We start from the raw sequence: 22,133 nt of genomic DNA, 5'->3' as shown, positions 1-22,133 counted from the left end.
TTTGCGCTTGAGTCGATATGCAGCATTAACACATAGAATTAGTACACCGAATTTACACTCAGAATATCAAGATCCCTTGGGGTCAAAGAGAGCATAGATGCCATTTTTAGCACAAGTAGAGCAAAGTTTATTGAAGAATGGGTTAGCGTTAGAGGGCCTGCAAACCTATCTAAACACCATACATCAGCACAAAATCGATTATTCCGATCTCTATTTTCAAGGTAGTCGCCACGAATCTTGGGTGCTGGAAGACGGCATCATCAAAGACGGTAGTTTCCATATTGAACGCGGTGTGGGTGTGCGGGCCATCAGCGGTGAGAAAACGGGTTTTGCCTATGCCGATGATATCACTCCTGCCGCCTTAAGCGCTGCAGTACAGGCTGCCCGTGGCATTGCTAGTGCGGGTGAGCAGACTCAAGTGCAAGCCTTTAAACGTCAAAAAGCATTGGCGTTATACGACAGCTTAGATCCGATTGCGGCGATGGAAGAAGTCAAAAAAATCAACCTGCTGAAAGAAGCCGATGCTTTTATTCGCAGTCTAGATAGCCGGATTATTCAAGTGGTGGTTAGCCTTGCTGGTGTGCACGAAGAAATCCTCGTTGCTGCGAGTGATGGCACTCTTGCGGCCGATATCCGTCCTCTGGTGCGTTTTAACTGTAGCGTGATTTTGGAAGAAAACGGTAAACGTGAACGTGGTGGCGCCGGTGGTGGTGGTCGTCATGACTACGGTGTTTTAATGGCAAGCGATGACACAGGTTTACCTATGTGTTTCGCCTTTGCCCGCGAAGCCGTGCGTCAAGCGCAAGTTAACCTTAACGCCATCGATGCACCAGCGGGTGAAATGCCTGTGGTGTTAGGTAATGGCTGGCCCGGTGTATTGCTCCACGAAGCGGTTGGACATGGTTTGGAAGGCGACTTTAACCGTAAGGGCAGCAGTGCCTTTAGCGGCAAGGTTGGTCAGCAAGTTGCGTCTAAGTTAGTGACTGTGGTCGACGATGGCACCTTGCCTAATCGTCGTGGTTCACTCAGCATCGACGATGAAGGTGTACAAACCCAAAGAACCGTATTGATTGAAGACGGTATTTTAAAGGGTTACATCCAAGACAAACTCAATGCTCGCTTAATGGGTGTTGCACCAACGGGTAACGGTCGCCGCGAATCCTACGCGCATTTGCCTATGCCACGTATGACCAATACTTATATGACGGCCGGTGAGTCTGATCCCAGTGAGATTATCAAATCGGTGAAGAAGGGCATTTACGCCCCTAACTTTGGCGGTGGCCAAGTCGATATCACTTCGGGTAAGTTTGTGTTCTCAGCATCCGAAGCCTATTTGATTGAAAATGGTGAAGTTACTCAAGCCATTAAGGGGGCCACTTTAATCGGTAATGGCCCTGAGGCTATGAGCCAGATTTCTATGGTCGGTAACGATATGGCTTTAGATCAAGGTGTGGGCGTTTGTGGTAAAGATGGTCAAAGTGTGCCTGTGGGTGTGGGTCAACCGACCCTAAAACTCGATAAGCTTACCGTGGGCGGAACAGCATAAAACCTAGAACCTTACGTCTATGGGTTCTAGTCGCTGCCCACCATGAATGTTATCATTCGCAAAGGAAATTAGAGTAACTACTCTAGAGGTGTTAATGAAACTATCACGTGTAGTATGGCTGTGCCTATTATCATTGCCTTCGGCTGGCTATGCTCAGCCGATTAGCTTTACTGATGCTTGGCAGCAAGTGCTGAAGGTGAGCGACAAGTTGCAAGCGCAATCGCAGGAAGTTAACCGCGCTAAGGGTGAACAAGAGGCGGGCGAGAGCTTAAATTTGCCCTCATTAGACATTCGCGGTAACTATATTCATTTGGATAAACCGATTGAGTTTGATCTGAAAGAACTAAACTCTATTACTTCTCTTCCACCAGTAATTGGTGGTTACATTGCGGCTATTCCGCCGCTGCCCTTAAGTGAACAAGATATTTTTAGCGCCAGCTTACAGGCAATGTGGCCGATTTATACGGGCGGACAGATCACTGCGGCTCAAGGTATACACGCGGCTATGGTGGCCGAGAAGCAACAAGAATTACAATTGGCTACTCGTGATTTATTTACCCTGCTGGTGGATAGATATTACGCTGTCGATGTGACGTTGGCATTGGTGAATACTCAGACCGATCTGGTTGGCTCGTTAGCTAAGCATGTTGATCATGCTTTAGCACTAGAGCGCGAAGGGCAAATTGCGAAGGTTGAGCGCCTCAATGCGCAGGTCGCCCTAGACAATGCTAAAGTCAATTTAGGCAGTGCTCGTCGGCAACACGAAATGGCAGTGATCGCGCTGGCTCGTATGCTACAGCAAAGTCAGGTGAGCACAAATTCTCCCTTATTTGTACTGCCACAGGCTCCTTCATTCGCTCAACTCAGCCAAATTACCCTGAGCCAACATCCGGCGCTCAAATTACTCGAAGCGAAAGAAACGCAAGCGAACGGTTTAATAGCGTTGGAAAAAGGTAAATACCATCCAACGGTTTTCCTCTTCGGTAACTACACCTTGTATGAAGAAGACACACTCTTGACGAGCATCACACCTGACTGGATGGTTGGGGTTGGGGTCAATGTGCCACTGATCAGCCGAGATGGTCGTAGTGGTAAGGTTGAAGCGGCGAAAAGTGCACTCTTACAAGCTCGTTATACCAAGGCACAAACTAAACAAGACTTGAGCCTGCTGGTGGATCAAAGCTATCGCCAATTATTACAGGCCGAGGAAGAAGTGACGGCGCTCGATACTTCGCTCGAACTTGCTATTGAAAACCTGCGCCTGCGTGACATCGCCTTTAATCAAGGGCTTTCAACCTCTATCGACAGAGTCGATGCGGAGCTGAAACTGAGCGCAGTGAAAACTCAGCAATTGGCTGCCCGTTATCGTTACGTGCAAGCCTATGCCAGATTAATGGCCATTAGTGGTCAACTAGATGAATTTATCGGTCGTACCATAGGCCGCACTCAAGAGCAGGAGACAAACAATGCGCGCTAACAGAATACTTGCCCTTGTGGCGTTGGTCGCATTAGGCCTTATCTTAGCCTATGGACTCAAGCTCGCTTATAGCCCGCAGCCGAGTTTGTTGCAGGGCCAGATTGAAGCCCGTGAGTACAATGTTTCGTCCAAGGTGCCAGGTCGAGTCGAGCAAGTGCTCGTGCGCCGCGGTGATAGTGTTGCCCAAGGGGATTTATTATTTGCGATCCGCAGTCCTGAGCTAGATGCAAAGTTAATGCAGGCCGAAGGTGGCCGTGATGCCGCTAAGGCGATGCAGCTAGAAGCCAACAACGGTGCTCGCAGCCAAGAAGTGATGGCAGCCAAGGAGCAATGGCTCAAGGCGCAGGCGGCGGCAACGCTCGCTAAAACCACCTATACCCGAGTCGAAAACTTATTTAACGAAGGTGTGACGGCAAGACAAAAACGCGATGAAGCCTTTACTCAATGGCAAGCGGCAAAATACACAGAACAAGCGGCCTTAGCCATGTACCAAATGGCCGAGGAAGGTGCGCGGGCGGAAACTAAAGTGGCTGCTGCAGGTAATGCCCGTAAGGCTGAAGGTGCAGTGAAAGAAGTTAGCGCCATTATGGAAGATAGCCAAATGCGCGCACCTAAATCGGGTGAGATCAGCGACGTGCTGTTACAGGCGGGTGAATTGGCTCCCAGTGGTTTTCCGATTGTTAGTTTGATTGATATGCAGGATGCTTGGGCCGTGTTCCAAGTGCGAGAAGACCAACTTAAACGTTTCAAAAAAGGTCAAACAATTCAATTAACGATTCCGGCACTCGGGCAGGATGTGGATTTTACAGTGTCCCATATCAGTGTGATGGGTGAGTTTGCCACTTGGCGTTCGACCGAAAGTGGCCATGATTTTGATATGCGTACCTTTGAAGTGGAATTGCGTCCAAACCAGCCGATTACCGATCTGCGTGTCGGCATGTCTGTGCTGCTGCGTAGTGAGTAAAAGTCGTGACTGAACGTACGCCTCACGCCAACGCGGCGGACAAGATTAAGGGCGAATCACAGCCATCGAGCATAAGCTTTATGGCGTTGCTCACAGCGTTAGTTCGCCGTGAGCTGCGTGCCCTATGGCATGACCCTTGGCAGTTAGCGCTGATAAGTTATATTCCACTACTGGGGATTTTATGCTTATGGTGGTTGTTCAGTGCAGGTCTGCCAAGGCAACTGCCCGTGGCGATTGTTGACCAAGATCATAGTCAATTGAGCCGCATGTTGACCCGTCAGCTTAAGGCAAACCCAGTTACCGATCCGCAAAGTTTTACCGACTTATCCTCGGCGATAAGCTCGATGCAACAGGCGAAAGTCTACGCTATTGTGGTTTTTCCCTATGATATGAAAAAGGATTTACTCACAGGCCATAAGCCTACAATTGATGTGCGCTACAACAGTCAATTTTTGCTGGTGGGTAAGTTACTCTCAAGCCAAATTCAGCTGAGTTTAGGCGACGGATTACAGCAAGTGGCGGGTTTAAAGCAGCTCGCAAATGGTACACCAAAATCCCAAGTTGCAGTGAATTTAAGCCCAGTCAAAAGCCAAACAACAGCCCTGTTTAACCGAAATAACAACTACATAGGTTTCTTAGTACCGCCAGTGCTGATTGCGCTGTGGCAGTTGTTATCTATGTTAGTGATGGCAAACAGTTTAAATCGAGAGCTGCATTTAGCGCCTACCACTCATGCCGATGGCATGTCGAATCTCTTAACTGAACATTTTTGGCCTAAGGTGTGGGCGAAAATGGTGCTGTTTACGCCGATATTGATGCTGCAGGGCGGCTTTATTTTAGCTTGGCTGTATTTGTATCTTGCTCTGCCGATGGCGGGGAGTTTAGCCCTATTATTGCTCGCGCAATTAGTCATGTTATTGGCAGTTTGGAGCTTAGTGTTATTAATATTTGTAGTGATGCGTGACAGTGCGCGGGTCATCAGCTTTTGTACCGCTTTATTTGCGCCAGCGTTTGCTTTTATGGGCATTACTTTTCCGACTCACGAAATGCCGCAATTAGCCCAGTGGTGGCGACTTATCATGCCATCGAGCCATTATATTGAGTCCCATGTTAGTATCGTGAGTTATGGCGCTACTTGGCCAAGTGTAGCGAGCCAAATCACCAGCTATTGGGGCTTTATTTGTCTGATACCTTTGATATATTTCCTGTCGCGTAAATTACTGCCTATCACAGTTAACACCAATGCTTCAGTGACGGTTTATGACTCGGACGCAGCTATATCTGCGAAGGGGCAATAGGATGAATTTATCCAATAGCGAACACGCAAACACACCACGTCAGCTCAGTCTGTGGCGACTGATCCTCACTGAATTTAAGGCCATTATTAGCGATAAAGCGATCGCTGTGACCTTATTTGGCGGTGTACTATTTTATTCGGTTTTGTATCCTTTGCCCTATCTGAATCAAGTGCCGACCGAGCAACAACTGATCGTGGTGGACTTAGACCATTCTTCCCTAAGCCGTCAATTGATCCGTCATGCCGATGCAAGCGCAAAAATTCAAGTCATAGGCCAAGTCGGTTCGATTACTGAGGCGAAGCGTTTTATTGAGACGCGTAAGGCCCACGGCTTACTCGTGATCCCAGAAGGATTCCGCCGCGATTTATTGCTTGGTAAAGGTGTGACGCTAAGCTATGGCGGTGATGCTAGTTACTTTTTGATTTATTCCGCGGTTGTTGAAGGCTTAGTTAGCGCTGGAATGGATGCGGGTAAACAAGTGCAATTGATTGGCATGCTTGCTCAAGGACAAAATCCTAAGCAGGCCCAAGAGAGTTTAAACTCGCTTCATCTTAACAGTGTGCCTGCCTTTAACCAGAGCCTAGGTTATACGCCCTATGTGGTACCTGGACTGTTCTTGCTGATTTTGCACCAAACCTTACTCATAGGTACTGGCATTTTGGGGGCAGGGCAATGGCGGCATAAAGGGTATTGGCAGCAGGTGTCACCGGTGCAATTAGTCTGTGGTCGTATTCTTGCTTTCATGTTGATTTATATCTTCTTTACCAGCTTTTATGTGGGCTATTGTTATCACTGGTATAACGTGAGTATTCAAGCGAGCCTTGGCTTAGTTGCGCTGTGGTTATTGCCGTTTTTACTGGCTACCGCCGCCGCAGGTGTTGCCATGAGTACCTTGTTCACCCGCCGCGATTTACCCACCCAAGTGCTACTGCTGATCTCTATGCCTATTTTATTTGTGTCAGGTTTTGTGTGGCCGATAGCGCTGATCCCAGAGCCTTTAGTACTCGGCTCACAGTTTATTCCGGCCGTACCCGCGATTATGGGTATGCTAGAGCTCAATCAAATGGGCGCAAGTTGGGCGAGTGTGATGCCAAAATGGCTGCAACTCTGGGGCTTATTTGCGGTCTTTTTCGGCCTAGCGATGTTGGGGATTAAGCGCAGAGCAAGATTGTTGGATGAAGCTAATCAGCTTTGATGGGACTCGCGGGACAGAGTATCTCGCGAGTGTTTACAGGTTTTGTACTCTACAGGGGCAGTTTAGGTACTTCTGCAATTAATCTTTAGAAGTAGAGACTTTCAACAATTTTACCGTCGACGAGCATATCGCACTTATCGCCTGAGCTCGACTTAGTCGCTTGAATGACGCCGGCAATCGCGCCAAATGCGCCACCTTGGCTGCTGAGTACTGAACCGAAATAGCATTGGCTAGAAATCTTGAAATCCTTGTATTTACCGCTCAAATTTTGAGTCGGAGTATAAGGCGGGAAAGTGCCTTTCATAACAGAATCGCCATTCACTGAGAGTGAAATGTTTTTGCGTTCTGTATCAAAACTGCCACCAAAAACTAAGTTAACACCCTCGATTTCAACGGTTTTTTCTTGAGCGATAATAGGTGGTTTTGCGGCGCAGGCGGCGAGAAAACAGCTGCCAATGGTCAGAGAGACTAAAGTAATTTTACGCATTTCATCTTCCTTTTGATGCGATAAAACAAATGAAGCGGTTGCTTCGCAAATTAAACTGCCCCTGTTTAATTTTTGCCGGAAGATTATATCTATATCTGCCTTATTTCCAATAACAAATTTAAAACAAGTGAAAAAATTATTCAGTATTGAGCTTGTCCTTCGGCATGTCATCAGCCTTACTGTCATATTCTAGTAGCGTGTCTTAGTGTTCAAACTGCTTTAAGCCATCTTTATCCTTGTCTATTCTATTCCGTTAATTTAACGCTCATCGTGCAGATAGCCATCAAACGGCCCTTATTGGGTTGTCTTCTTGTTGGTTTTGGGGGAGAATGCGCGCCGAAAAAATAACCGAGATACTCAGTATCTCGGTTATTTTTTATTTATGGCGTATGTGTTTTAAAACAATTGAGGCCGGTAAACATCCGGAAATGATATGAGGTTCAGTTGAACCTATTTTACTGAGGAAAGACCAATGGGGCTGTTGTGTACCGGATTGTCGGTAGTTGTTGTAAATCAAGTTGTTGCGTTAGCCATTAAACCTAGAGTGCAGACGGTTAGCCGCAAGCAAAAACTAATTGCAGATGCGTGCTTAGGTGTTCAACCCTGTACAATGGGGGTGTGCTGATGAGCCAACAAAATCCGGGTTTGAAGCAGACCCTCAACTTATGGCAAGTGGTGGTGATGGGGCTTGCCTATCTCACGCCTATGGCCGTTTTTGACACCTTTGGTATTGTTTCCGAGATCACCTCTGGCCATGTGGCTACGTCTTATCTATTCGCATTGGCGGGGATTTTATTTACCGCGTTTAGTTACGGTCATTTGGTACGTAAATATCCCTATGCGGGTTCAGCCTACACTTATGCTCAAAAAACCTTTAGCCCGAATGTTGGTTTTATGGTGGGTTGGTCATCGCTGCTGGACTATATGTTTATGCCAATGATCAATATGTTGCTCGCAAAAATCTATTTAACCGCCATGTTTCCCAGCGTCGAACCTTGGATCTTTATTTTTGCTCTTGTGACCATAATGACCTTGCTTAATCTCAAGGGGATTGATCTCGTCGCTAACTTTAATGGGGTGATAGTGTTTGCACAGATCGCCATTATTGTGGTGTTCATTGGTCTAATGGCCTATAGCATTTCCCTCGGTGAAGGCGAAGGTGTCGTCGCGAGTGTGCGACCATTTTATGCCGATAATATGGCGATGGCGCCATTATTCACAGGGGCGACGATTCTGTGTTTCTCCTTCCTCGGCTTTGACGGGTTAAGTTCACTGACTGAAGAAACTAAAGATGCTCAACGTGTTATTCCTCGCGCGATTGTGTTGACGGCTTTGCTCGGTGGCGTGATTTTTGTTGGCGTGTCTTATTTTTTGCAGCTCTATTTCCCCGATATTTCCCGCTTTCAACAGCTTGATGCGGTATTGCCTGAAATTGCACTCTATGTGGGTGGTAATCTATTCCAGTCCATCGTATTAGTGGCGACCACTGTTGCCGTATTGGCATCCGGTATGGCTGCCCATGCTGGGGTTGCACGGATTTTATATGTGATGGGGCGGGATAATATGTTGCCACGTAAAGGGTTTGCTTATATCCATCCTAGATGGCGAACCCCTGCATTTAATGTCTTGTTGGTGGGGGCGCTTGCGCTGTCTGCCGTCTCATTTGATTTGGAAATGGCGCTAGCCTTAGTGAATTTTGGCGCTTTAGTCGCTTTTACCTTCGTAAACTTAGCCGTGATTGTGCAGTTTTACCTAAGGGATCGACGTAATAAATCTTTTAGAGACCACTTACAATACTTAGTCTTGCCATTGTGTGGCGCCGGCACTATTGGCGTGCTTTGGGTGAACTTAGAGCCACAATCATTAGAGCTGGGGCTTATATGGGCGGTTGTGGGAGCATTGTATTTGGCTTTACGTAGTTTCCGTTTACGCCGCGCAGTAGAGCTACAAAATTAAGAGCTATAAAATTAGTGAGAGTCATGGCTCATAGATGCACAGCTATAACTAAAGATGTGTAGTAGATCTAAGGGTTGTGGGTTGTCATCCTCTAATAAAATCCTCCAATAAAAAGACCCGCATTCGCGGGTCTTTTCAGTTTGCTTAATTGAGTTTTAAAGCGCTGGTACTGTGAAACCTAAGCCATCAGTGATGACATTTTTAGGGGTCGTGACTTTCACCGATACGCTGGTGTTGGCCGATGCCGTAAATTTCAGTGGTGAACCTAGACTGCCTTTCGCATACACAGTATTGGGAACCTCGAAGGTTTTAGGCGTTCCAGCACAATCGACGCACAATTCGATACTTGTCTGAGCTGGCATGATTTGATTCGCACTGTCGTGGACAAATACTACTAGTTCAGAACTAGCACCAACGGCCACAGGTTTGATGTCATTCACACTCGGCAATAACACACCGTCTTGCATCACACTGATATAAGCCTGTGAGCCTGACATGCTCATTACTAAGGCTTTGCGGATATAGGTTTTATTGGCTTGGCCTTTGCCGCAGAGTGCGCTTTCGCATTGTGGACCGTTAAATTTACCATCGGCAAAACTATATTCTTTTGCTTGAGTATTCCAAAATGGTTCGGCTGAATTCCTAATGCCATCTTCATTGTCATCCCTAAACGCATCACCTAGATCACTAAAACCACTAGGAAGATAGGCTTCGATGTCCATACCATTGCCTGTGCATTTTTTCGCAACGCCTGAATTCGTTAAACAAGCCAAGTCAGGCACAGGCGTGCCATTGATGTCTTTACTAACATCAGCATCATCAAAGATGTTATTGCCATTGGTATCGAAGAAGGTTTCGTGACCTAAGGCATAAGCGAGAATCGTGATGCGGTGATCGGGTACTCGTGCCGTTTGTGAAGTCCAAACAACGCTACATGTCCCATTTTTAGTTAAACATGATGTTGGGATCTGGCCACCTTCTGTCGTGAAGTTGACAGCAGTATCATCGGGCGCTGGATTGCCAAAACTATCGGAGGCTCGAATGGTGATCGTTGCAGTTTCACCATTAAAGTCACCTGCTTCTGGATTGAATATTGTCGTTGATAGACTAAATCCAAGCTGTTGCGGCAAGCCAGTATTGACGGTCAGTTGCTCTGATTGGCTAGTGATGACTTCTTTAGTATCAGTATCAACAGCAGTGGCAACCACGCGTACTGGCGTGGGTACTGTACCGGATAATACGCGCACACTGGCGATACCTTGGGAGTTAGTCAGGCTTTGCGCATTCGCAGTGCCATTGGCAAAACTTAAACCACCGACAACCGTATCTAAGGTAAAGCTGACATTCTGTTGCGCTGCGGGTTGGCCATTGGCGCTGGTGACTTTGAAGCTGACTAAAGAGGACTCGCTTGAACCTGTGCCGCCCGCACCTTTGATGCGAATTTGTGCAGGCTCTGCCGACTCAAAACTTAAGCTGGCAAGCGTTTGACGTTGCAGAGTAAATGGGAAATTCGCCGTTAACGTCTGATTGCCAGCTACGGTTGTGGCGATGATTTGGTCGCTACGTTCACTGTTGCCACTGCAACTTGTGTCTTGGAAAGTCGAGCTCGCATTACCCGATAAAGTCGTAACTGGGGTATCGAGTGTGGCGCTATTGTTTGTGGTGCAATCTGAGCTAAAGCTGATGGAAGAGGGTGTTTGTACTCGTGTAACCGTGCCGTCATTGGCCTCTAATACTAAACTTGCACTTACACCAAAACTACCGCCTGCGCTGATTTTATATTTGCCATTGGCATCGGCCGTTAAGGTGCTCGCCAATTGACCTTCGGTAAAGACTGCGCCATTGAATGAGCCGAGTTTCAGCGTGCCTTCTTGATTGACTGCATCTTTACTCAACACTTCATACAAACTGCTGGTTTGCAGCGATTGACCTTGATAGTCCACAGTGACCGTTAAGGCATTTGCCCCTAATTCAGTTGCACTTGGCGTATAGGGTACCTGCGCAATACCTTGAGTGTTGGTCAACGCACTGGCAGGATTGAGCGCCGCTGAACCTGCAGTAAAGGTGACTTTAGCGCCTTCGATACCTTTGCTTTCGCTATCGAGCAATATGGCTTGTAATTGCACCGCCTCATCGACTTTAAAGCGAGTGACTAAGGCTGAGCTGCTTAAAATACTGGCGCTGAGTTTAGGTGCAGCAGGAGAAGTACCATCGCTAGCACTTAAAAACTCAAAATTGCGGGTAGCTGTTAGCGCCGTTGTGGAATCATTTGGGGTTGTCGTTGTAGTAATTATCCCTGCATTGACAAGTAAATCAGGATTACTAACGATAATAATGGCTTCACCGTTATTGTCTGTTAGTTTGCTATTAGGTGTTAATACACCAAGGTCTGTCGTAAAGTCTACTTTCTGATTGCTCACTGTAGCGGAGCCTTTCTTTAACTTCGCGACTGCGCAAAAGCCTGTGTTTTTAGGGAAACTTTGGAGTGAAGTAACACTGCCGCATTCAGAACCCGATAAGGTTTTAAAGTCGATAGACAGTTTATAGATACCGTCAGTGGCATCTGTGCCACCGTTATCTTCGTCCGCAGGGCCGTTACAGGCCCCGAGTCCAAATAGTCCAATAAAAAGCAAAGCTAGGCTACATAACGTTTTGCTAAGTCGCATAAGCAACATCCTTGTGGGGCTGAAGTTAATTAGTCTTGGATTTCGCTGCGTAGATATTTAAACAGCTCTTTAGATGATTTTGACTCTGGGCTTTTGGCCAGTTCTTTGGTGGCTTGACGCACCAAAGTACGCAGTTTTTGTCTGTCTAATTGCGGATAATGCTCGACGACAGTTTGAATCTCATCATCACCTTGGGTGAGTAAGCGTTCACGCATTTTTTCGAACATTTGTAACTTAGCGGTCTCGTTGTTGTTTTTATTCAAAACGATAGCGAGTGAAGCCTTGATTGGCTCGATATCAAAATTACGCATCAATTTGCCGATATACTGCATGTGGCGACGATACGCCTCAGTATTGACCTTGATTTTGCGTGTTTGCAGGATAGCGTCGTACAAAAACTCATCCAGCTCGATTTTATCTAGCTGAGTCTTGCTCAGTGAAACAAGCTCCATACCGACTTTTTGCACGGCTTCGCTATCACGCTTGTCCGTTGTTTTGCTGCTGACATAATCTTCATCTATGTCGTAGGGCTGTTTAAAATGTTCTGAATCACCAACAATCTTCATATAGATAAAACCTCAAGTAATTTACTGGCTAATAATAACATCTCCAGCCAAAAATCGCCTAGGTGAATGTGCTTAGGATGCGCTCTTAAGCCTAAGTCCGCCGCGAATAATTAATGTGAATGGGATTTGTGTTTGTTATGCTACGGCAATTGCCGACAACGAAAGAGTAGCTTTGTGTCTTTGAACAGAATCGATAGTGAATTGGGCGCGCTGAAAGATGCGGTGGCCGTGGCGCTGGAATATGCCAACAAATTAGGAACGAACGCTGCCGAAGTGGCGATCAGTAAACAACAAGGTTTGTCGGTTTCTACCCGTTTAAAAGAAGTTGAAACCGTTGAATTTAATAAAGATGGTGCCTTAGGAATTACGGTTTACCGCGATGGTTGCAAGGGCAGTTCATCGACGTCGGATTTAAGTCCAGAGGCCATTGCCCTCGCGGTGAAAGCGGCCGACGATATCGCCCGTTATACTTCTCCTGATCCATTCAGTGGTCTTGCCGATAAAGCCTTGATGGCAAATCAGATCCGCGATCTTCAACTGTATTATCCACAAGATATTTCCCCCGATGAGTTAGCACAACTAGCGATCCGCGCTGAAACTGCAGCGCTCGATGCCGATCCACGTATCAATAATTCCGACGGCGCCAGTGCCAATGCTCACACTGCGGTTAAAGTGTATGGCAACAGCCACGGTTTCTTAAACGGTTATTGCAGCTCGCGTTATAGCTTGAGTTGCAGTGTGATCGGTGAAGATAGTGAAGGCAATATGCAACGGGATTACGATTACACTATCGCCCGTAAATTCAGCGAGATGCTTGCACCTGAAACGATAGGTTTAAAGACCGCGGAGAAGACAGTAAGCCGCCTCGGTGCGCGCAAGATCGCGACGACGCGTTTACCCATTTTATTAGCGCCAGATATCGCCACAGGGTTAATCGGCCACTTTATTGGTGCGATCAGCGGTGGCAGTTTATACCGTAAATCCAGTTTCTTATTGGATTCGATCAACACCCAAATCTTCCCCGATTGGTTCAATATCGAAGAGCAGCCACATTTACTGGGTGCTCTAGCGAGTGCGAACTACGACAGTGAAGGCGTGGCGACCCAAGACAGACGCATTATTGACCGCGGCATGTTAGAAACCTATTTACTGACCAGCTACTCGGCGCGCAAGTTAGGCTTAACCAACACGGGCCATGCGGGCGGTATTTATAACTGGACGCTCGGCCACACAGGCCAAACCTTCGACGAATTGGTGAAAGACATGGGCACAGGTTTGATTGTGACCGAAGTCATGGGCCAAGGCGTGAACATGGTAACGGGCGATTATTCCCGTGGTGCGGCGGGTTTCTACGTTGAAAACGGTGAGATCCAATATCCAGTGGAAGAGATCACTATCGCGGGTAACTTAAAAGAGATGTTCCGTGGTGTACAAGCCGTGAGTAAGGATTTTGATTTGCGCTCATCGATTCGTACAGGCGGCATCTTGTTATCTGAAATGAAGATTGCGGGCAACTAATCCATAGTGTCACTCGTTCAGCCGTGCTGCATAGTGCGCTTAAGTCGTCTCAGTGTTTTAGTGCCTGTGCTTTAGTGTTAGTGGCATGAATGTGGTTTGAGCATAAAAAAGGGCAAGCGATTAATCACTTAATCTGCTTGCCCTTTTTGTTTAACGTTCGGATTAGATCTGTTCGCCCTAAAAGCCGTGCAGTTAAAAACCATGTGGTTAAAAACTATGTTGTTAAAAACAGTGCCTTTAAAATCAGTTGTTAAAACGCATAGCTTGCGCTGAGTTCAAACGAGCGACCTGCACCGGCAATCTGGTTAAAGCCATTGGTATTATCGGCCTTAAATTCAGCCACACTCACGCCGCCCAGTGGCAGCTCATAGTAGCTGTCGAACAGGTTATTCACGGCGAAGGTAACAGTCAGATCCTGCCACTTCATACTGCTGTTCAAATTGAGCAAGGAGTAGCTGTCTGTTTCATTTTCAAGGCGGCGGTCATCTACGCGATCTTTGGTCGCAACCCATTGCCATGAAAGACTGTTTTCCCACAGACCTAACTGATGTTGCAGTGCCAGCTCAGTTTGCAACGGCTTGATTTGATATAAAGGTTCATCACCTTCATCTCGCTCGCCACGGGTTACATTCACTTTGCCTAACACTTGCCATTTACCTGTGCTGGTTTCGGCAAACTGGTAGAGCGCATTAAAACGTGCGCCATAGAGATTGGCATCTAAGTTAGTGAATTGGAGAATATTGCGTTTGCCATCAGGCGAACTGGTGCGATTGAAGCTACCAATGACTTCTGCATCGACATAGTCAGTTACAGCAGTGTACCAAGCTGTGGTCGAGACTTGCCAGCTATCACCGTTATATTTGTAGGCTGCGCTCAGGGTATGGGCGGTTTCTGGTTTAAGATCCGGATTACCCACATAACCATTACCATCACCATACCAACCTATCATAGTGGTCGCCATAGTGCCGCGGCCCCAGCTGTAACGTTCGTACAGATTCGGTGCACGATTCTTGCGGGCTAAACCAAACTCAAGTTGTTGATTGGTTGATAATTGATAGCGTGCCAGTAAGGTGGCATCGATCAGATTATCATCACGTTTTCTGTCCATCGCATTAAAGGCTTTTGCCGCTTCTGCGTCGACATTGGGCATGCCCATCATAGGCATGTTGCTATAGGCTTGGACTTCACCTGTATTGGTGGTGACATACTCAAAGCGAACGCCCGCCGATAACCACCAGCTTTGACTTAAATCTTGCTGCCATTCGCCATAAACGGCGGCGCGGCGGCGTTCACCATCGTTGATGTTGATGTAGTCATTGGGCGCCATCATAGTGCCAGGCACCGCAGGCCAAACATCGTCGAGCTGGTAGCTATAATATTCTTGGCCGACCAGTAAGGTGCTGTCATCACCCATTGGCAAACGCCAGTGCAGTTGATAGCTGTAGTCATCACCTTCAGTGTTCATTGGCATCTTGCCGGTTTTTTCTGGGGTGAAAAAGCCCATCTCGTGTTTCACGCCGTGCCAGTTTACTTGGGCACTGAATTCACCGTCATCGTCGAGTTTGAGTTGATAACGGGCGAGGGCACCGTAACTCTTGTTATCCGTCATATCCATGTATTGGTTAGCAAAACCTTGGAATGGAATATTTTGGTGGGTCAATTTGATGGCAACTTCTTGAGTCTCATCGCGCCATGCGGCGGTCAGTGCATGGTTTTGTGCGCGGTACAGGGTATCGATGACTTTATCGCCATTGCCATCTTTATAGCTGTTGGCATCTTCATAGGCGCCTTGATAGCTAAGACTGACATTTTTGCTGGCGACAGTGGCGTTGGTGCCGAGTAATAAGGTGTCACTCACACTGCGATATCCAGTTGAAATATCGCCACTATTCCATTTGATGGCCTCGCTTTCACCAAATTTAGGGTTAAGGCTGCTAACCTTGATCACACCCGCAATATTGTCGCCACCGGCACTGACTGGCGATACGCCCGCAATGACCTCGGCTGTGGTGATTTGATTGGCGGAGATATAGGACAGCGGTGGATTCATTTGGTTTGCACAGGATGCGGTAATGTCTGCGCCATCAACCAGCACTTTGATGCGATCGCCCATCATGCCATTGAGGATAGGTAGGGCCGATACGCCGCCCGCTTCGGAGAAATCGACTCCTTGCCCTTTCAGTAGATTTTCAGCCGAGCCTAAGGCGTTACGGTTTTCGGTCTGTTGGCCATGTACCTCTAAGCGTTCAATATTGGCTAATTCGCTGTCGTCAGCCATGGCCTGTGGCGCTAGCGATAAGCCCATGGCGATTGCGAGGGATGAGGAAATTACTGAAGTTTTAAACGGGTGAGATAAATACGCAGAATTTGCAGCCATCTTATTGTCTTCCATTCACTTGGATTAATTGCGCTGCATTATAAAGAGCATCTCAGTGTGGCAGGTGCGGCATATTGTCGCAGAGGGTAACAAAGCGAGTTAAAACATCAGAATATGGCTTGAGCAGAAGATAAATTTTCCACTTTTTAATCAGTTAGGCATGATTCTCTTAGCTCTTTATTGGTACCTCAATTGATAAGAGGTCCAATAGAACTCTGCGTTAGCGGTACTTTTTGTGATTTAAGCTAGCCAAAATACTTGCTATACAAGCGCTGAGTTTCACCTTGGGAATCCATGGCGGCGAGTGCTTTGGCAAATTCAAAGACTTTAGAATCTGGTGTTAACACTGTGGGACTGTTATCTGGGCTGATGGGGATATCGGCGCGATAGTTGGGGTTGTGTCTACCGCGGTAGTGGCGGCTTTTTTTCGAGAAACCGAGGTACATTTCCTGCGGTAATTCGCTGTAGTGATAGTGGAGTTTAAACTGGCTTTGGTCACGATTTTTAAGGTAATAATGCAAAGTGGTTTGATCATAAATAAAAAAGTCCCCTTGGTTTGAAAGTAAATAATCCAAGGCTTTAGGGACGGTTAACTCAGGCGGTTTGCGTACCTTGATTTTGTCGGGTAAGCCGCCAAAGTCGTAACTGCCGGGGGCGATTAAGAGGATCATCTCATTATGGGCTAACTGTTCAATGGAGCGAATATCGGCGGCGCCAGCACGGCTAATGCCAATCGCACGTTGTGAAAGTCCATTGGGGATAAAATGCGCGTATTGAGCCCGCTCTTCGGTGAAATTAAGGCCGGGATAAAAATCGATATTGCCGAGTTTGAGATCCCGCAGAATACGTAATTTAGGTGCGCGCACCACATTGAGTTTGCAGCCAATCTTGTCCGCCGCCGCTTGGTAGAGTTCGTGATAAAATCCCGTGTTATTGGACTCGTCTCCGATAAAGGGTAAGCGTTCGCTGGTGCGATACCCCATAGTCATCACGCAGGAGTCTGAACTGGAAAAAGCGTTGGCAAGCGGGGTTTGAAGCATTATCAGTAAAAACAGTGCGCCGAGCCAAGGTTGAGCGACTAACACGGATGTCAAATTGATCTCCTTATCTGTCGATTACAAAGTGTAACCTGAGTGCCAATAAAGGTTATGGCAAAATCCACTCACTAAACCTATTAATAAATCTTATTGATTATTAAGCTAATATATTATTTTTGTTTGAATAATCTATCATACTTTCCTACTAGTCAAAGTCATTTTTTATGTTGGAGTGCACAAACTCTGTACATCTGATTTGATTGCGTTATAGTTTGCGCTGTTAGGCTATGGGCTTAACTTTCATTAAGCAGTGAGGCATAAAATGACTAAGCAAAAACCGCAAAATATGCCCTTAGAACACGAAAGTGGTCGAGGCACCATTACCGATAACGCACTCAAAGCGTTAGTGACGAGTCCCTTGTTTAGGACCCGCACCGAGAAAGCGAAAAAGGGCAAAGGGTCATACGATCGCAAAGCACAAAACCGAAAGGGGCATCAGCACAAGGGCGATGCCCCTTTTGACTTTCTAGGTCTGCGCTTTTGTTAATCAGCTTTTTTACTGCTTTAGTTCGCTGTTTTAGTCTGCTGTGTTAGTGCCTCGTTAATCCTGCCAATTCATGCTCCTCCACCTGCCTTTACGCCAATCTTTACGCTTAAATCAGCCTTATTATTGATACTCCTTGTTGGAGGTTAATTGTACTTTCGCCCTGAGCGAGTATGGTGAACGCTTAGAGCGTTTTAGCGAAGGAGATGCACATGGCACAGCAATATCGAGTTGAACACGACACTATGGGTGAGGTTAAAGTCGCCGCCGATTGTTATTGGGGCGCACAAACCGAGCGTTCGCGGCAGCACTTTCGTATTGGTGCTGAGGCATCTATGCCTGTCGAAGTGATCTACGCTTTTGGCTATTTAAAGAAAGCCGCCGCTATTACCAATCAACAGCTTGGCGTCTTGCACCAAGATAAAGCTCAACTGATTGCCCAAGTGTGCGATGAGCTGATTGCAGGCGAACTCGATGCGCAATTTCCTTTAGTGATTTGGCAAACGGGCTCGGGCACGCAAACCAATATGAACGTCAATGAGGTGATTGCCTATCGCGGCCATGTGCTCTCGGGCGGGCAACTCTCCGATACGGTTAAATGTTTGCACCCCAATGATGATGTTAACCGCTCGCAATCCTCCAACGATACTTTCCCCACCGCCATGCACATTGCCGCCTATCGCCAAGCGGTTGAGCTCGTTTTGCCCTGCATGAGGTTATTGCAGCAGAGCTTGCAGGATAAGGCCGATGAGTTTGTGCACCTAGTCAAAATCGGTCGCACACATTTTATGGATGCAACACCGTTAACGTTAGGCCAAGAGTTTTCGGGTTACGCCGCGCAGTTAAGTCATGCCATCGAAGGCATTGAGCACAGTCTCAAGCGGGTGGCCGAGTTAGCCTTAGGTGCGACCGCCGTCGGCACTGGGCTGAATACACACAAGGATTACGCCGTTAAGGTGGCGGACAATATTGCAAAACTCACGGGTTTGCCCTTTGTGACGGCGCCGAATAAGTTTGCTGCCCTTGCTGCCCACGATGAATTAGTCGCCCTATCGGCGGCCTATAAAGTGGCGGCGGTTAGTTTAATGAAGATCGCAAATGATATTAGGATGTTAGGTTCTGGCCCGCGCTGCGGCATTGGTGAGTTATTACTGCCTGAAAATGAACCGGGTTCGTCGATCATGCCGGGAAAAGTCAACCCGACTCAGGTCGAGGCTATGACTATGGTGTGCGCGCAAATCATGGGTAATGATGTCGCCGTTGGGATTGGCGGCAGCAATGGTCAGTTTGAGCTCAATGTGTTTAAGCCGATGATCATCGCCAATGTGCTGCAATCGGGGCGCTTATTGGGGGATGCTTGCCAGTCGTTTAATGACCATTGCGTAGTCGGCATAGTGGCGAATGAGCCACAAATCGCGCAGCATGTGGAGAACTCACTCATGTTAGTGACAGCGCTAAATCAACATATCGGTTATGAAAAGGCCGCTAAGATAGCTAAAAAAGCCCATAGTGAGCATAAGACACTGCGCCAAGCGGCATTAGAACTTGAGTTTGTGACTGCAGAAGAGTTCGAGCTTTGGGTCGATGCCAATAAGATGTTGGGACCCGATGCTTAATGCTTAATTCAAAACGTCTCATCCTAGCTGCTGATAAATCAGCGAAATTGAGGCTGGCAATGAATCAATATCGTGGGCCAAGACAGTGTGAAGAAACAGTGGAGTAAGGATGCTGAAGCATTCGCAGTGTTAATGCTTACGAAATGATAAAAACAAAAAGCGAACCAGAGGTTCGCTTTTTGAGTCATAGCCTGTCCTATATCAGAACGGCTTAGTCTTGGGTGTCAGCGTCGACCACTTCAGCCCACAGATCGTGTTCATCTGAATGGGTGATGCGGGCACGAACCAACATACCGGGTTCCAGCTCAGTTTCACCATTGATAAACACCATGCCGTCGATTTCTGGTGCATCGGCGAAGCTGCGGCCAATGGCGCCTTCTTCGTCTACATCATCAATCAGAATATCTAAAGTACGGCCAACGAAACGGGCTAAACGCTCGGCGCTGATCTCGGCTTGGAGTTCCATAAATCTGTGGTATCTGTCTTCTTTAACCTCTTCGCTGATAAGCTCAGCGATAGTGTTGGCGACAGCGCCATCGACTTCAGAATATTTAAAGCAACCTACGCGGTCGAGACGAGCTTCTTTTAAGAAATCGAGCAGGATTTGGAAATCCTCTTCGGTTTCACCTGGGAAGCCGACGATGAAGGTTGAGCGGATCACTAGATCTGGGCAGATTTCACGCCAGCGTTGAATCGCTTCTAACTGACGGTCAACACGGCCTGGACGCTTCATCATCTTGAGGATGCGCGGGCTTGCATGCTGCATTGGAATATCCAAATACGGCAGAATCAAACCTTCGGCCATTAGCGGGATCAAATCGTCAACCCATGGGTATGGATAGATGTAATGCAGACGCACCCAAGCGCCCATTTTACCCAGTTGGCGCGCTAGGCTAGTAATGTCTTGCTTGACTGGTATACCGTTCCAAAAATCGGTACGACCGCCTTTGTCTTTGCCGTAGGCCGAGGTGTCTTGGCTCACAACTAGAATTTCTTGTACGCCTGATTCCACTAAACGCTTAGCTTCATCTAAGATGCTGCCCGCTGGGCGGCTGTCGAGATCGCCACGTAGCGAAGGAATAATGCAGAAAGTACAACGGTTGTCGCAACCTTCTGAAATCTTTAAATAAGCGTAATGCTTAGGCGTTAACTTAACCCCAGTTTGTGGGATTAACGAGGTGAAAGGGTTGTGCTCTGGCTTAGGCACGTACTTGTGAACATGCTTCAACACCGCTTCGTAGCTGTGTGGGCCAGTGATTTCTAACACATCTGGGTGCACTTCGCGGATCTGGTTTTCTTTGGCGCCAAGGCAGCCAGTGACGATCACTTTGCCGTTTTCTTCTAAGGCTTCACGCACAGCATCCAGAGATTCTTCCACCGCAGCATCGATAAAGCCGCAGGTATTGACGATAACTAAGTCGGCATTGTCGTAGCTGTTAGTGACTTCGTAGCCGTCGATGCGTAACTGAGTCAGAATACGCTCTGAATCCACGAGGTTTTTTGGGCAGCCCAAAGACACGAAACCGATGCGATTCCCAGTGGTAACAGCATTAGTGCTTGCTGCTTCTAATGTTTTGACTGGGATATCAAGCGTGGTCGTTTGCTTGGGTTTAAAAGTTTCAACTGTCATGGTTTCTCGCTGAGGTATAAGCTGCCTTAAAAAAGTTGGCGGATTATACCTGAAGTGATTAAAAGGTACAGTAGCTTTGGCTGAAAAATGTACAACTAGGGCGCTGAATATGCCAGTTAACCCTATGACCTATTCTGGGTGTGGGTATAGAGATATCCGCTAGAGATCCGCAGTCGAACTCATAGGGATAAAAAGAGCTAAATATTTTTCAGAAAAATTAACCATTTTTAAAATCCGCCGCGTTTATAGCGAGCAAGAGACAGTTTGTTGATGCTGTTACATATTGGTACAGGTATTGGCACTTTTTACTGATAGCCTAAGCGCTAAATAAGCGACACAGTCGTGTTAGCCGTCTCGTTTGAATATGCGTTCTATTTGAAGTGGTTTAGGTATAAGCACATTATTTTTGGAGTAAGTTATGAAAAATTCTCTTTTAGCGGTATTGGTGGCGGGTGGTCTTTTTTCTAGCGCGTTTATGGCGCCAGCGGTACTCGCCGCTGAGGTCGATTTCCCGCATATTGAAACCATGGGTGTGAGTCAAATCCAAGTCGAGCCCGATATGGCGGATGTGAATGTGGAAGTGGCCGTGACCGAAAAAACTGCTAAAGCCGCCAAAGATAATTCCGATGCCGCCGTGGCTAAGTTTATCGCCCGTCTCACCGCAGCGGGTGTGACTAAAGATCAGATCCAGAGCGCGAATTTAAATCTTCAACCGCAATACGTCTATGTGCAGGATAAAGCGCCAGAGCTGACGGGTTATACTGCCAGTCGCCAAATTACCGTGACGGTAACAGACTTAAGCCGCTTGAATGCTATTTTAGATTCTGCCTTAGAAGAGGGCATGAATCGGGTCAATAACATCGCCCTTAAGTCGAGCAAAGAAGCTGAATACGTCGCCAAAGCACGTCAAGCCGCGATTGTGGATGCCAAACAAAAAGCCGAATCTTTGGCTAAAGGCTTTGGTGAAAATCTCGGTAAGATTTGGCAGATCCGTTATTACGATCAACGCCCTGTGCAACCTGTCATGTTGCGTATGAGCGCTAAAGCCGATGCCATGGGCGCCGCCGAGAGCTATCAGTACGGTCAAGTGAGCATAGAAGATAGAGTTGAAGTGGTTTATAAACTGAAGTAAATCAGTCTGAGGCCTATGGTGATGGATGAAGCTCCTATTGGGATTCATCCATTTTTTTTATGTCGTTTACAATCGTTTTATATTTTTGGAAATAGCATTCTTCACTCTAATATGTGATGGATTT

16 protein-coding genes are annotated in these 22,133 nt (G+C 47.1%); 10 read left to right on the top strand and 6 right to left on the bottom strand.

The annotated features are described in order from the left end of the window. Positions 1-97 precede the first annotated feature (97 nt). The 5 genes from tldD to L5M71_RS08095 all read left to right on the top strand — a co-directional run bounded on the left by tldD (position 98) and on the right by L5M71_RS08095 (position 6,480). Entirely contained in the window at positions 98-1,546 is a 1,449-nt protein-coding gene (gene tldD / locus L5M71_RS08115) for a metalloprotease TldD (protein WP_105251291.1), read from the top strand. A 94-nt stretch (positions 1,547-1,640) separates the two neighbouring features. Continuing rightward, complete coding sequence (locus L5M71_RS08110) at positions 1,641-3,023, top strand: TolC family protein (RefSeq protein ID WP_263206866.1); 1,383 nt, start codon at positions 1,641-1,643, stop codon at positions 3,021-3,023. Continuing rightward, positions 3,013-3,987 (top strand): HlyD family secretion protein, encoded by a 975-nt coding sequence (locus L5M71_RS08105; protein WP_263206864.1) that lies wholly within the window; start codon positions 3,013-3,015, stop codon positions 3,985-3,987. Before L5M71_RS08110 ends, L5M71_RS08105 begins: the two co-directional genes overlap by 11 nt. A gap of 80 nt (positions 3,988-4,067) precedes the next feature. Beyond that, positions 4,068-5,285: an ABC transporter permease gene (locus L5M71_RS08100; RefSeq protein WP_263206949.1), complete on the top strand. Its 1,218-nt coding sequence runs from the start codon at positions 4,068-4,070 to the stop codon at positions 5,283-5,285. A 1-nt stretch (position 5,286) separates the two neighbouring features. Further along, positions 5,287-6,480: an ABC transporter permease gene (locus L5M71_RS08095; protein WP_131523437.1), complete on the top strand. Its 1,194-nt coding sequence runs from the start codon at positions 5,287-5,289 to the stop codon at positions 6,478-6,480. Between the two features lie 85 nt (positions 6,481-6,565). Here the strand turns inward: L5M71_RS08095 and L5M71_RS08090 are convergent, their stop codons facing one another. Then, on the bottom strand, positions 6,566-6,967 hold the full coding sequence (locus L5M71_RS08090) for a hypothetical protein (protein ID WP_107402714.1): 402 nt from the start codon (positions 6,965-6,967) through the stop codon (positions 6,566-6,568). A 624-nt stretch (positions 6,968-7,591) separates the two neighbouring features. On the opposite strand from L5M71_RS08090, the gene L5M71_RS08085 reads away from it, so the two are divergent. Further along, the gene (locus tag L5M71_RS08085) at positions 7,592-8,923 is read left to right on the top strand and encodes an APC family permease (RefSeq protein ID WP_263206862.1); all 1,332 of its coding nucleotides are present in this window, start codon (positions 7,592-7,594) and stop codon (positions 8,921-8,923) included. 155 nt (positions 8,924-9,078) lie between these two features. On the opposite strand, the gene L5M71_RS08080 is transcribed toward L5M71_RS08085, so the two are convergent. Continuing rightward, positions 9,079-11,589, bottom strand: coding sequence for an Ig-like domain-containing protein (locus tag L5M71_RS08080; protein ID WP_263206861.1), 2,511 nt, complete (start codon positions 11,587-11,589; stop codon positions 9,079-9,081). Between the two features lie 29 nt (positions 11,590-11,618). Beyond that, positions 11,619-12,155 (bottom strand): ribosome biogenesis factor YjgA, encoded by a 537-nt coding sequence (gene yjgA, locus L5M71_RS08075; RefSeq protein ID WP_198573074.1) that lies wholly within the window; start codon positions 12,153-12,155, stop codon positions 11,619-11,621. Between the two features lie 174 nt (positions 12,156-12,329). Between yjgA and pmbA the strand changes: the two genes are divergently transcribed. Further along, a complete protein-coding gene (gene pmbA, locus L5M71_RS08070; protein WP_263206860.1) occupies positions 12,330-13,673 on the top strand; it encodes a metalloprotease PmbA in 1,344 nt (447 codons plus the stop codon). A gap of 250 nt (positions 13,674-13,923) precedes the next feature. On the opposite strand, the gene L5M71_RS08065 is transcribed toward pmbA, so the two are convergent. Both L5M71_RS08065 and L5M71_RS08060 read right to left on the bottom strand, forming a co-directional pair. Next, positions 13,924-16,050 (bottom strand): TonB-dependent receptor, encoded by a 2,127-nt coding sequence (locus L5M71_RS08065; RefSeq protein ID WP_263206859.1) that lies wholly within the window; start codon positions 16,048-16,050, stop codon positions 13,924-13,926. Positions 16,051-16,295: 245 nt separating this feature from the next. Next, complete coding sequence (locus L5M71_RS08060) at positions 16,296-17,144, bottom strand: substrate-binding periplasmic protein (protein ID WP_317629940.1); 849 nt, start codon at positions 17,142-17,144, stop codon at positions 16,296-16,298. Positions 17,145-17,409: 265 nt separating this feature from the next. Between L5M71_RS08060 and L5M71_RS08055 the strand changes: the two genes are divergently transcribed. Continuing rightward, entirely contained in the window at positions 17,410-17,634 is a 225-nt protein-coding gene (locus L5M71_RS08055; RefSeq protein WP_131523432.1) for a ribosome alternative rescue factor ArfA, read from the top strand. A 209-nt stretch (positions 17,635-17,843) separates the two neighbouring features. Continuing rightward, positions 17,844-19,247 carry a class II fumarate hydratase gene (fumC, locus tag L5M71_RS08050; protein ID WP_263172894.1) on the top strand — a complete coding sequence of 468 codons (1,404 nt, stop codon included), beginning with the start codon at positions 17,844-17,846 and terminating at the stop codon, positions 19,245-19,247. Between the two features lie 211 nt (positions 19,248-19,458). On the opposite strand, the gene rimO is transcribed toward fumC, so the two are convergent. Continuing rightward, complete coding sequence (gene rimO / locus L5M71_RS08045) at positions 19,459-20,877, bottom strand: 30S ribosomal protein S12 methylthiotransferase RimO (RefSeq protein ID WP_263172890.1); 1,419 nt, start codon at positions 20,875-20,877, stop codon at positions 19,459-19,461. Positions 20,878-21,295: 418 nt separating this feature from the next. Here rimO and L5M71_RS08040 point away from each other — a divergent pair, with 418 nt between their 5' ends. Beyond that, a complete protein-coding gene (locus tag L5M71_RS08040) occupies positions 21,296-22,009 on the top strand; it encodes an oxidative stress defense protein (protein WP_263206857.1) in 714 nt (237 codons plus the stop codon). Positions 22,010-22,133 lie beyond the last annotated feature (124 nt).

The sequence above is a fragment of the Shewanella sp. SW1 genome, assembly GCF_025653545.1.
GTDB classification, from domain to species: Bacteria; Pseudomonadota; Gammaproteobacteria; order Enterobacterales; family Shewanellaceae; genus Shewanella; species Shewanella oncorhynchi.
This window is presented reverse-complemented; position numbering and strand designations above follow the sequence as displayed.